The sequence below is a fragment of the Azospirillum griseum genome (assembly GCF_003966125.1).
GTDB classification, from domain to species: Bacteria; Pseudomonadota; Alphaproteobacteria; order Azospirillales; family Azospirillaceae; genus Azospirillum; species Azospirillum griseum.
Genome location: NZ_RXMA01000017.1, coordinates 48,522 through 60,030, shown reverse-complemented (window position 1 = coordinate 60,030; position 11,509 = coordinate 48,522). Strand labels below are relative to the sequence as shown.

12 protein-coding genes and 2 tRNA genes are annotated in these 11,509 nt (G+C 69.0%); 9 read left to right on the top strand and 5 right to left on the bottom strand.

The annotated features are described in order from the left end of the window. From EJ903_RS17060 to EJ903_RS17035, 6 genes are all read left to right on the top strand, one after another. The coding region (locus EJ903_RS17060) for a tetratricopeptide repeat protein (protein ID WP_210211464.1) at nucleotides 1–764 on the top strand (764 nt) is incomplete at its 5' end. A 326-nt stretch (nucleotides 765–1,090) separates the two neighbouring features. Continuing rightward, complete coding sequence (locus EJ903_RS17055; protein ID WP_126617645.1) at nucleotides 1,091–1,402, top strand: type II toxin-antitoxin system RelE/ParE family toxin; 312 nt, start codon at nucleotides 1,091–1,093, stop codon at nucleotides 1,400–1,402. After that, nucleotides 1,399–1,731 carry an XRE family transcriptional regulator gene (locus EJ903_RS17050; RefSeq protein WP_126617643.1) on the top strand — a complete coding sequence of 111 codons (333 nt, stop codon included), beginning with the start codon at nucleotides 1,399–1,401 and terminating at the stop codon, nucleotides 1,729–1,731. Before EJ903_RS17055 ends, EJ903_RS17050 begins: the two co-directional genes overlap by 4 nt. A gap of 97 nt (nucleotides 1,732–1,828) precedes the next feature. Continuing rightward, nucleotides 1,829–3,355, top strand: coding sequence for an ABC transporter substrate-binding protein (locus EJ903_RS17045; protein WP_246015679.1), 1,527 nt, complete (start codon nucleotides 1,829–1,831; stop codon nucleotides 3,353–3,355). 4 nt (nucleotides 3,356–3,359) lie between these two features. Beyond that, nucleotides 3,360–4,307, top strand: a complete 948-nt coding sequence (locus EJ903_RS17040) for an ABC transporter permease (RefSeq protein ID WP_126617641.1) — start codon at nucleotides 3,360–3,362, stop codon at nucleotides 4,305–4,307. Continuing rightward, complete coding sequence (locus EJ903_RS17035; protein ID WP_126617639.1) at nucleotides 4,304–5,146, top strand: ABC transporter permease; 843 nt, start codon at nucleotides 4,304–4,306, stop codon at nucleotides 5,144–5,146. The genes EJ903_RS17040 and EJ903_RS17035 overlap by 4 nt, the downstream gene beginning before the upstream one ends. A gap of 30 nt (nucleotides 5,147–5,176) precedes the next feature. Here the strand turns inward: EJ903_RS17035 and EJ903_RS17030 are convergent, their stop codons facing one another. Beyond that, on the bottom strand, nucleotides 5,177–6,814 hold the full coding sequence (locus EJ903_RS17030; RefSeq protein ID WP_126617637.1) for a hypothetical protein: 1,638 nt from the start codon (nucleotides 6,812–6,814) through the stop codon (nucleotides 5,177–5,179). A 226-nt stretch (nucleotides 6,815–7,040) separates the two neighbouring features. Further along, nucleotides 7,041–7,538: a xanthine phosphoribosyltransferase gene (gene gpt / locus EJ903_RS17025; protein WP_158627946.1), complete on the bottom strand. Its 498-nt coding sequence runs from the start codon at nucleotides 7,536–7,538 to the stop codon at nucleotides 7,041–7,043. Between the two features lie 224 nt (nucleotides 7,539–7,762). Here gpt and EJ903_RS17020 point away from each other — a divergent pair. Then, nucleotides 7,763–7,839, top strand: a tRNA-Arg gene (locus EJ903_RS17020). 74 nt (nucleotides 7,840–7,913) lie between these two features. After that, nucleotides 7,914–7,990 (top strand) — tRNA-Arg (locus EJ903_RS17015). A 93-nt stretch (nucleotides 7,991–8,083) separates the two neighbouring features. Here the strand turns inward: EJ903_RS17015 and EJ903_RS17010 are convergent. Next, nucleotides 8,084–9,166: a DMT family transporter gene (locus tag EJ903_RS17010; protein WP_126617633.1), complete on the bottom strand. Its 1,083-nt coding sequence runs from the start codon at nucleotides 9,164–9,166 to the stop codon at nucleotides 8,084–8,086. Between the two features lie 169 nt (nucleotides 9,167–9,335). On the opposite strand from EJ903_RS17010, the gene EJ903_RS17005 reads away from it, so the two are divergent. Continuing rightward, nucleotides 9,336–9,902: a glutathione peroxidase gene (locus tag EJ903_RS17005; protein WP_126617631.1), complete on the top strand. Its 567-nt coding sequence runs from the start codon at nucleotides 9,336–9,338 to the stop codon at nucleotides 9,900–9,902. Nucleotides 9,903–9,922: 20 nt separating this feature from the next. On the opposite strand, the gene ccmB is transcribed toward EJ903_RS17005, so the two are convergent. Beyond that, nucleotides 9,923–10,588 (bottom strand): heme exporter protein CcmB, encoded by a 666-nt coding sequence (gene ccmB / locus EJ903_RS17000; protein ID WP_126617629.1) that lies wholly within the window; start codon nucleotides 10,586–10,588, stop codon nucleotides 9,923–9,925. Beyond that, nucleotides 10,585–11,268 (bottom strand): heme ABC exporter ATP-binding protein CcmA, encoded by a 684-nt coding sequence (gene ccmA, locus EJ903_RS16995; protein WP_126617626.1) that lies wholly within the window; start codon nucleotides 11,266–11,268, stop codon nucleotides 10,585–10,587. Before ccmA ends, ccmB begins: the two co-directional genes overlap by 4 nt. Nucleotides 11,269–11,509: the final 241 nt, after the last annotated feature.

The following is an 11,509-nucleotide window of genomic DNA, read 5'->3' as shown; positions in this document are numbered from 1 at the left end:
ACCTCGGCAATCTGGGCAACGCCCACGCCGCTTTGGGCGAGACACGGCGCGCCATCGAGTTTCACCAACAGGCTCTCGCCATTTCGCGGGAGATCGGGGATCGGCGCGGCGAGGGACAGGACCTCGGCAATCTGGGCCTCGCCCACGCCGATTTGGGCGAGACACGGCGCGCCATCGAGTTTTACGAACAGGCCCTCGTCATCGCGCGGGAGATCGGGGATCGGCGCGGCGAGGGAAACCGCCTCGGCAATCTGGGCAACGCCCACGCCGCTTTGGGCGAGACACGGCGCGCCATCGACTTTTACGAACAGGCCCTCGCCATCGCGCGAGAGATCGGGGATCGGCTCGGCGAGGGAAACCGCCTCGGCAATCTGGGCAACAGCTACGCCGCTTTGGGCGAGACACAGCGCGCCATCGACTTTTACGAACAGGCCCTCGCCATCGCGCGAGAGATCGGGGATCGGCTCGGCGAGGGAAACCGCCTCGGCAATCTGGGCAACAGCTACGCCGCTTTGGGCGAGACACAGCGCGCCATCGACTTTCACCAACAGGCCCTCGCCATTTCGCGGGAGATCGGGGATCGGCTCGGCGAGGGAAACCGCCTCGGCAATCTGGGCAACGCCCACGCCGAATTGGGCGACATCCCCACCGCGATCACCCTGACCGAACAGGCGTTGGCGATCTTTGTCGCCGTCGAAAGCCCCTATGCGGAACAAGCGCGCCAACAACTCGCCCGCCTGCGCGGGGGGACGGCGGAGGGTTGACCACCCGCGCGCGCCATCCCCTCTCCCCGCCGGGGAGAGGGTTAGGGTGAGGGGGCAGCCTGGGCGTTTCGCCCAGGCCAGGGGATTGCCAAGGGGCAGGCTGCCCCTTGGTGGCGCGCGGCGCGCGCCGTCCCCCTCCCCCTCCCCGCCTGCGGCGGGTCCCCTCCCTCTCCCCGGTGGGGCGAGGGGGGTGATGGTTCCCGTTTACCGGAGGTCGCTGCCGCACGACGCGCGGTGCGTCCTTGACGACAACATAGCGTGGAACCTATATTTTCCCCATGCACACCGTGCTGTTCCATGCCGCGTTCGTGGCGGAGGTCTAGGCGCTGCCCCAAGCGGTGCGAATCGACCTTGCCGCCGCCGCGTCGGTGTTGGGGGAACGTGGGCCGACCCTGGGGCGGCCGCATGTGGACACGCTGAACGGCTCCAAACACGCGAACATGAAGGAGCTTCGATTCGCGTCGAACGGCGGTGTGTGGCGTGTGGCCTTTGCCTTCGACCCGAAACGCAACGCCGTCGTGCTGGTCGCGGGCGACAAGAGCGGTGTGTCGGAAAAGCGGTTTTACACCACCCTGATCGCCACCGCCGACGCCCGGTATGACGAGCATCTGGCCGACCTGAAAGGCACCAAGGCATGACCGTGACGATCCCGCTTGACGACATCCTCGCCGCGATGCCCACGGACGAACGCGCCGCCGTGGACGCACGGGCGTCGGAGATGCTGGCCGAAATCGACGGGCTGGCGGAACTGCGCCGCTTGGTGGCGTTGACGCAGGGGCAGGTGGCGGAGGCGCTGAACGTGAAACAACCCACCATCCACCAGATCGAAAAACGGACCGACCTGTATCTGTCCACCCTGCGGCGCTTTGTGGAGGCGGCGGGCGGGGAACTGGAATTGCGGGTGTCCCTGCCCGGGAAGGGGGCGTTCAAGCTGACGGGCGTTGGGGCGTTGACCTCCGGCTCCTGACAGCGGCCCCCGCACACCGCCTTGCGCTGGACCGCGCTGCGCCGCATCATCGCGGCAACAGCCGGACAGGCGACGAACAACCGGGGGAGTGGACAGCATGATGCAAACGCGCGCGCGGCGGTGGGCCGTGGCCGCCGGGATGGCCCTGATGGCCGTGCCCGTGATGGCCGTGCCCCTGATGGTCGCAACCGGCCCGACCGCCGCCTGGGGGCAGGGCCGCAGCGATCTGGTGATCGGCATGCCGCTGGAGCCGCCGCACCTCGACCCCACCGCCGGGGCCGCCGCCGCGATAAAGGAAGTCACCTACGCCAACCTGTTCGAAACGCTGGTCCGCATCGACGCCACCGGGGCGATGGTGCCGGGGCTGGCCCAATCCTGGACGGTCAGCGCCGACGGCTTGAGCTATCGCTTTGCCCTGCGGCCCGGCGCGCGGTTCCACGATGGCACGCCCTGCGATTCAGCGGCGGTCAAATTCGCGCTGGACCGGGCGCGCGGGGCCGAGTCGGTCAACGCGCAAAAGGGCTATTTCGCCGCCATCGCCGCCGTGGACACGCCCGACCCGCACAGCGTGGTGGTGACGCTGTCGCGGCCCGACGGGCTGTTCCTGTTCCATCTGGGGGCGGGCGACGCCGCCATCGTCTCCCCCGCCAGCGCGGCGGGCAACAAGCAGAAGCCGGTCGGAACCGGGCCGTTCAAGTTTGACCGCTGGGTGGCGGGCGACCGCGTGGTGCTGACCCGCAACCCGGACTATGACGGGGCGAAACCGGCGCTGGAGCGGGTGTCCTTCCGCTTCATCAGCGACGCCGCCGCGCAGATCGCCGCGCTGAAGGCGGGGGACGTCGACGCCTTCCTGCAATTCAACGCCTTTGAAGCGCTGCCGGAGTTCCGCAACGATCCAAAATTCACCGTCAGCGTCGGCACGACGGAGGGCGAAACCCTGCTATCGATCAACAACGCCCGCAAGCCGTTCGACGATGTGCGGGTGCGCCGTGCCCTGGCCCACGCCATCGACCGCAAGACGCTGATCGACGGCGTGCTGTATGGCAACGGCGTCGCCATCGGCAGCCATTTCCCGCCCCACCGCGACGGTTACGTCGATCTGACCGGCCTGTACCCCTATGACCCGGCCAAGGCCAAGGCGCTGCTGGCCGAGGCGGGCTACCCCAACGGTTTCGACACCACGCTGCGCCTGCCGCCGCCGCCCTACGCCCGCCGCAGCGGCGAGCTGATCGCGGCGATGCTGGCCGAGGTCGGCGTGCGCGCGGCGATCGAGCCGGTGGAGTGGGCCGCCTGGCTGGAAAAGACCTTCAAGGGCAAGGATTACGACCTGACCGTGATCGCCCACACCGAACCGCTGGACATCGACGTCTACGCCCGCGACTCCTATTATTTCAACTACCGCAACCCGGCCTTCGTCCGGCTGGAGGAGGAGTTGAACCGCACCCAGGATGCCGGGCGGCGCAAGGCGCTGTACGGCCAACAGCAACGGATGCTGGCGGAGGACGCGGTCAACGGCTTCCTGTTCATGCTGCCCTCCGTCACCGTGCAGAACGCCAAGCTGTCCGGCCTGTGGGTCAACCGCCCGGTGCAGGCCAACGACCTGACCGGGGTGGCGTGGAAGTGACGGCGTGCTGGCCTTTGCCCTGCGCCGGGGCCTGACCCTGGCCCTGACGGCGTGGCTGGCGAGCGTCGTCGTCTTCGCCGCGCTGGAGCTGATTCCGGGCGACCCGGCCCTGATGATGCTGGGCGTGAACGCGCAGCCCGACACGCTGGCCGCCCTGCGCGCCCAGATGGGCTTGGATGTGCCGCCGCTGGAACGCTATCTGCGCTGGGCGGGCGGGCTGCTGCGCGGCGATCTCGGCACCAGCCTGACCTACGCCCGGCCGGTGGCCGATCTGGTGGCCGAACGGCTGGTGGTGACGCTGCCGCTCGCCCTGCTGTCGCTGGTGATGAGCACGGCGGCGGCGATCCCGCTGGGGCTGCTGGCGGCGGCCCGGCGCGGGCGCGGCGGCGATTGGGCGGTGCTGGGCTTCGCGCAGATCGGGGTGGCGCTGCCCAGCTTCTGGATCGCCATCCTGCTGATTTTGGTCTTCTCGGTCGGTCTGGGCTGGTTTCCCGCCGGCGGCTTTCCGGGGTGGGAGGCCGGGGTCTGGCCCGCCCTGCGCGCGCTGATCCTGCCCGCGCTGGCGCTGGCGATCCCGGAGGCGGCGATCCTGGCCCGCGTCACCCGCACCGCCCTGCTCGACACGCTGGGGGAGGACCACATCCGCACCGCGCGGGCCAAGGGGGTGGGCCGCGCGGCGGTGCTGCTGGGCCACGCCCTGCCCAACGCGCTGCTGCCGGTGGCGACGGTGCTGGGGCTGCAACTGTCCTTTCTGGTGGCCGGGGCGGTGGTGGTGGAGAATGTCTTCACCCTGCCGGGGTTGGGCCGCCTGCTCTATCAGGCCATCGGGCAGCGGGATGTCATCGTCGTGCAGGGGGTGGTTCTGTTGCTGGCCGTCGTCGTCGTTCTGGTCAACGCGCTGGTGGACATCGCCTGTGCTGCCGCCGACCCCCGGCCCCGGGCGCTGTCGTGACGCGGCGGGATCCGGTTTCGGCGGTTCCGGTGGCTGTTTGGGCGGGGGCGGCGCTGGTCGGGCTGCTGCTGGCGGTGGCGCTGCTGTCGCTGGTCTGGACCCCCTACCCCGCCGAACAGGTGCGGGTGGTGGCGCGGCTGCGCCCGCCCAGTGCGGCCCATTGGCTGGGAACCGACCATTTCGGGCGCGACGTGGCGTCGATGCTGATGGTGGGGGCGCGCAACTCGCTGGCGGTGGCGGCGGCGGCGGTCGGGCTGGGGCTGGGACTGGGTGTGCCGCTGGGGCTGGCGGCGGCAGCACTGGGCCGCTGGGGGGATGAGCTGGTCGCCCGGCTGGGCGATCTGGTCTTCGCCTTTCCCGCCGTGCTGTCGGCCATCCTGCTGACCGCCGCGCTGGGGGCCGGGGCGGTCAACGTCGTCGTCGCGCTGGGGCTGTTCAACGCCGCCGTGCTGGCGCGGGTGACGCGCGGGGCGGCGCTGGCGGTGTGGCGGCGGGAGTTCGTGCGCGCCGCGCTGGCGCTGGGGCGCGGCCCGCTGTCGGTCACGCTGGTGCATGTGCTGCCCAACACGCTGGGCGTGGTGGTGGTGCAGACCACCGTCCTGTTCGCCGTCGCCATCGTCAACGAGGCGGCCCTGAGCTACCTCGGCCTTGGCATCCAGCCGCCCAGCCCCAGTTGGGGCAAGATGCTGGGCGACGCGCAAACCCACCTGTTCAACGCGCCCCTGCAGGCGGTGTTTCCCGGTCTGGCCATCGCGCTCAGCGTCCTGGGCCTGACCCTGCTGGGCGACGGGCTGCGCGACTGGCTCGACCCGCGCCACCGCTCATCCGGGTTGCTGTAAGGGGGGATTGCTGTAGGAGGGGGGGCACGCCTACCGGTCGCGGCGGCGGGTGGCGCGGACGCTGTCGGCCAGCTCGATCAGGTCCATCAGCTCGTTGCTTTTCCAATAGCGCGACTTGCCGACCTCGGCGCGGGCGGTGGCGACCAGATTGTCGATGATCGCCTGCTCCTCCGTCCCCCGGTCGTGCGCCCGCACCAGCCGGTGCGACAGCAGCGTCGTCATGTTCTGGCTGGAGGTGGGGATCCAGGCGCTGATGCGCTGGCCGAACACGCTGCTGATGGCGTTGATGCGCAGCAGATGCTCCATCCGCTCGTCGAGCGATTCATGCTCCTCGAACTTCATCGCCTTTTCGACGTTGGCGCGCATCTCCTCCAGCAGGGTGTCGCGCCATTTGGTCAGCTCGAAGGTTTCAAAGCCGAACTCCCGCGTCATCGCCTGCCAGCGCCACAGCAGTTGGTTCAGCCACACCACATCGGCGTGATCGGCCACCGGCTGGCGGCGGGCGGACGCCGCCTGACCGGAGCGCTCCAGCGCCACCGCCGCGACCCGCGCGTTGATGATCTTGCTGGCGTTGCCCCAGGCGTTGCGGAAGGCCGGTTCGCTGCGGCGGTCCTCCATCAGACCGGCGGCGGTCACGGCGTGGGTCAGCGCGGTCAACCGTTCGGTCAGCGCCTCCAACCGGGCCTTTTCCTTGGCGCTGGGGCGGATGGCCGAACCGGGGACCCGGTCGTTCAGCTTCAGGATGACGGTCAGCGCCGCCGTCAGCGCGCGGGTGACGCCGATGAAATGACCGGTCAGCGCCGCCGTCACCGCGTCGCCGCGCCCCGGATCAACGCCGCTCTGGCGGATGTACAGCGCGATGACGCCGTAATTGCGGTGAACCGACAGGACCGACAGCGGCAGCAGATTCGCCACCTCGTCGCCGCAGCGCTCGCGCAGCCCCTCGGTCGCGTCCATCAACTGGTCGGCCTTGCGGTCGCGTTCGGATTCGGGGGCCTGCGGGTCGGTGGCGAAATCCTCCAACCGCTCGGCCACCAGCTTGATCGGTCCCTCCGCCCCGGTCAGGATGGCGTGCATCAGCCGCAGGGTGCCGATCTCCACCGGCGGAGTCTTTTCCAGGAACCCCGACATCAGCCGGGTGCGGCGGGGCCGGTTGCGGGACAGGGCGGCCAGCAGCTCGTCGGTGGTTTTCTTGGCGGCCAGCAGAGTGTCCAGATGCTTGACCGCCGCCACCCGCATCCGCTCGCGCAGCGTCATGGCGATGGGGGAGCGCAGCACCCGGTCGATGACCTCGCCGCGCGCCATCTCGTCCAACAGCTCCTGCGCCTCCACCGCCAGCAGGGGAAAGGCGTCGCGGCTCAACACCTCCCACAGGGCACCGGCGTCCACCCGCTGGACCATGCCGGGGATCGTCACCCCGGAGTGATAGAGCGTGTCGTCGTCGATCAGGAACTCTTCAAACAGGTTGGTGAACAGGCGGCGGGCACGGTTGGTGCGCTGCCGGTTCAGGAACTCGATGACGTATTGACGGACCAACTGGACACGGTCGGTCGGCTCGGCGTCCATCCCCTCGATCTCGCTCAACAGGCTGTAGACGAGGCTGGATGGCAAGCGGTTGACCAACTCGTTGATCTTGCTGCGCAACGGATCGGGGGAGGAGTCGGTCATACGCGGGGCGTCACGCGGGAAAAGGGGGGTTGCGCGGGGAAAAGACCGGCACCGCGCCCTCCGCCAGACGCGGAAAGGCGGGGCACGGAAAACGGGCCGAGACAAGCAAAGTCGGTGATCCTAGCGCAGCGGACGGTGGCCGTCGATCAGGGTTGCACCCCGTCGCCGGGAAACACGGGTGTGGCGGAGCCATCCCCCCGATCCGGCCACCGCCGCGCGACCGGGATCAGCCGTTGCCGCGCTGCTTGGCGATCGGCTGGGAGAATTGCAGCTCGATGTCCCAGGGGAAGTGAATCCAGGTGTCCTGGCTGACCTCGGTGATGAAGGTGTCGACCAGCGGACGCCCGGCGGGCTTGGCGTAGACGGTGGCGAAATGCGCCTTGGGCAGCATCTTGCGCACGATCACCGCCGTCTTTCCGGTGTCCACCAGATCGTCGATGATGAGCCAGCCCTCGCCCTCGCCCGCGTTGGCCCCCTCGGTCCCCTTCAGGACACGGGCCTCGCGCTGGTTCTGGTGGTCGTAGCTGGACACGCACACGGTGTCGATCAGGCGGATTTCCAGCTCGCGCGCGATGATCGCGGCGGGAACCAGGCCACCGCGCGTGATGGCGATGATGCCCTTCCACGGGCCTTTGTCGATCAGCCGCCAGGCCAGCGCCTTGGCGTTGCGGTGCATCTCTTCCCAGGACACCGGGAAATGCTTGTTGAAGGGGGCTTCGGCCACGGGTTGGACACTCCAAAAACAGAAGCTCCCTGTATATCGCAGGCGGGCGGAACGGGCAATCCGGGCGGCTTGGCGAAAAACACCGCAACATTCCGCAGGACTGGGCAAAAAAAGAGCTTGCGGACCCCGAACCGATTGAGTAGGTTGCGCGCCTCGACGCCGACGGCCTCCGCCGGTTTCGGGACGTGTGGCAACACACAACTCAGCACGTTGTTTCAGGTACTGCGCCCGTAGCTCAGCTGGATAGAGCATCAGACTACGAATCTGAGGGTCAGGAGTTCGAATCTCTTCGGGCGCGCCACCTGAAATCATCGCGTTGGGGCATGGGAACAGCATCGCATCGCGGTCGCGCGGAACGGTGTGGTTATCAAGGATGCGCCCGTAGCTCAGCTGGATAGAGCATCAGACTACGAATCTGAGGGTCAGGAGTTCGAATCTCTTCGGGCGCGCCATCCTTCCAAAACATGATTTTCGACGCAAAGCCGCCTTTTGGGCGGCTTTTGTCGTTTCCGCCTTCGTCGTTTCTTCGGTGCCCTCCCACCCGCTCAATGCGCGTGGCCGTGATGGGCGTCGGGGTAATGCGGGTGGCTGTGGCGCAGCGGCGTGTGGTGGTGCGGGTGGCTGTGCACGCCATCGGCGGGCAGCGGCGGCAGCGACAGCCCGGCGTGGTCGTGCTGATGGTGCGCGTCGTGGCGGTGCGGGTGGTCGTGCTCCAGCGGGCCATGCTCGTGCTCATGGTCGTGCGCCTCGGTCAGATGCAGCCACAGGCCGAATCCCATCAAGCCCGCCGCAACCAGCAGACGGACCGTCACCGGCTCGCCGAACAGCGGCAGGGACAACAGCGCGCCGACGAAGGGCGCGGTCGAGAAATAAGCCCCGGTCCGCGCCGCGCCGATCCAGCGCAGGGCCAGCACGAACAGCGCCAGACTGACGCCATAGCCCAACAGCCCCACCGCCATCGCCGTCGCCATCAGGGCGGGCGGCGGCAGACGGTCCCCCAGGGCCAGGGCCAAGGCGACGTTGACGCTTCCGGCCACCAGACCCTTGATCATGGCGATGTCGACCGGATCGGCCAACGACACCTTGCGCGTCAGGTTGTTGTCGAGCGCCCACATCAGGCACGCCCCGGCAATCGCGAGCGCCCCCCAGCCGCCGGACACAGCGGCCACACCCTCCCCCGGCCCCTCCCCCGGCCAGGACAGCGCCACCGCCCCGGCGACGATGGCCGCCATGCCCAGGACCAGACGGCGGTCCGCCGCCTCGCGAAAGGCCAGCCAGGCCAGCAGCGCCGTCAGCACGCTTTCCAGATTGAGCAGCAGCGACGCGGTGGACGCGGCGGTTCCGGTCAACCCGACCATCAGCAGCACCGGCCCGGCCACGCCGCCCGCCGCCACCGCCGCCAGCAACCACCCCCACTCCCCGCCAGACACCCCGCGTTCCGCCCGCGCGGCCGCACCGCTCAGGCGGCGGGCCAGACGAAAGGCCGCCAGCCCCAGCCCCGAACCGAGATAGAGCACGCCCGCGAGCATCCAGGGCGACAGATCGGCAATCAGCAGCTTGGCCAGCGGCGTGCTCACCCCGAACAGCAAGGCGGCCAGCAGGGCGCAGGACGGGCCAAAACCAACCATGGGGGGATCCTCTCAAATCCAAAGGGGAGGCAACGGCGGGCCGACATTACACCCAATTTGCCCCCAGGTGATCCAACACCCGGGGAGCTGCGTACAAACAGCCAACAGGATCCGCACGGCCCGTCCCAACGCCGCCGCGCCGGGCCAGGACCGCAAACGGACCACCGCCATGATCGCCCGAATCGCCGCCGTTCTCCGCACCGCCACCCTGTCCGCCGTCCTTCTCGTCTCCGGGAGCCTGTCCGCCATGGCCGCCAGCGCCTATGATTTCACCTTTCAGGGCATCGATGGCCAACCGCTGCCGCTGTCGCAGTTCAAGGGCAAGGCCATCCTGGTGGTGAACACGGCCTCCCAATGCGGCTTCACCCCACAATACAAGGGGTTGGAAGCGCTGTGGCAGAGCTACCGCGCCCGTGGGCTGGTGGTGGTCGGCGTGCCGTCCGACGATTTCGGCGGTCAGGAGCCGGGCAGCGCCGCGACGATCAAGGATTTCTGCGAGGTCAATTACAAGATCGACTTCCCGCTGGCCGACAAGACCGTGGTGTCGGGTGACAAGGCCCACCCCTTCTACCGCTGGGCCGGGGACGAGCTGGGCATGCTCGCCAAGCCGCGCTGGAACTTCCACAAATACCTGATCGCCCCGGACGGCACGCTGGCCTCCTGGTTCTCCACCGTGACCGACCCCGAATCGGCCAAGGTCCGCAAGGCCATCGAAGCGTTGCTGCCGAAATCCTGAATCCGAAAACCGCCGCTCTGTCACTCCACCGCTTGCCGCAGGGCGGCGGCACCGGCCCAGGGGGCGAGCGGCAGGGCGGCGGCGAAGATTCCGGCCAGCAACAGCAGGTGCGGGCGCGGCGTCAGGTTGTTGATGGCGGCGTCGATGGCCCCCGCACCGAAAATCAGCACGGGGATGTAGAGCGGCAGGATCAGCAGCGACAGCAGCACCCCGCCGCGCCGCGCCCCCAGCGTCAGCGCCGCCCCGATCGCCCCGATCAGGCTGAGGATCGGCGTGCCGATGGCCAGCGTCAGCACCAGCACACCAAAGCCCGCCGCGTCCATGTTCAGCAGCACCGCCAGCAGCGGGGCGGCGGCGATCAGCGGGACCCCCGTCACCAGCCAATGGGCCAGCGTCTTGGCCAGCACCACCGCCTCCAGCGGCAGGGCGGTGAGGGAGAGCAGCTCCAGCGACCCATCCTCGTAATCGGTCTGGAACAGCCGCTCCAGCGACAGCAGGGACGCCAGCAGGGCCGCGACCCAGATCACCCCGGCGGCGATGCGGGCAAGGATGTTCGGCTCCGGCCCGACACCGAAGGGGAACAGCACCACGCACAGCACAAAGAACATCACGGCGATGGTGGCGTCCGATCCCTGGCGCAACGCCAGCCGCAGATCGCGGCCCACCAGACGCAGAAAACGGGTCATGGCGCGTCCTCCTCCCCGTCCTCATCCAGAAAATCATCGTCGTCGTGACCGGAGTCGGGGGCGAAACGGTCAAGGTGCAGGTCGGTTCCGCCCGGAGTCGCGATGTCGGTGTGGGTGGACAGCGCCACCATGCCGCCCGCCGCCCGGTGGTCGGCGATCATCCCTTCGAACAGGGCGATGGCGGCGCGGTCGAGCGCGACGGTCGGCTCGTCCAGCAGCCACAGCGGGGCCGGTGCGGCCAGCAGGCGGGCCAGATTCAAGCGGCGCTTCTGCCCGGCGGACAGGCAGCGGCCCGGCACGTCGGCGATGTGCGGCACCCCCAGCCGGTCCAGCGCCTGGCGCGCCCGCGCCATCGGGTCGGCCGCCCCGGCCATCGCCGCCCAGAAGGCCAGGTTTTCCGCCGCGCTCAACACCGGCTTCACCGCGTCGAGATGGCCGACATATTGGACGTTGGCGCGGTGGGCGTCGGGATCGTCGGACACCCGCGCGTCGCCCCACCGCAACTCGCCGCGAAAGGGTTTGAGCAGGCCGCCCATCACCCGCAGCAAACTGGATTTGCCGCTGCCGTTGGGGCCGAGCAGCACCAGCGCCCCGCCGGGGGCCAGATGGAAATCCAGGCCGGTGAACACCAGACGGTCGCCGCGCAGGCAGGTCAGCGCGAATCCAGCGAAATCGGGCATGGCGGTCGGGTCGGTGCACAGTGGGCGGGACAAGCGGAGCGCCGCTGCTATAGCACAGGGCGGAGCGGCGACCGGAAAAAAGAAACGGCCACCGCGAGGGGGTTCTCACGATGGCCGCGCGTCCAGTCGGGGTCTGACTGGTGACTGCTCGGTCGTCCGGCGACCTGTCCGTTGCGGGTGGCGTTAGGGGGGACGCCCAATAATGCAGCGGACGGCTGCCGTTTGGTTGGCTTCATAGGTA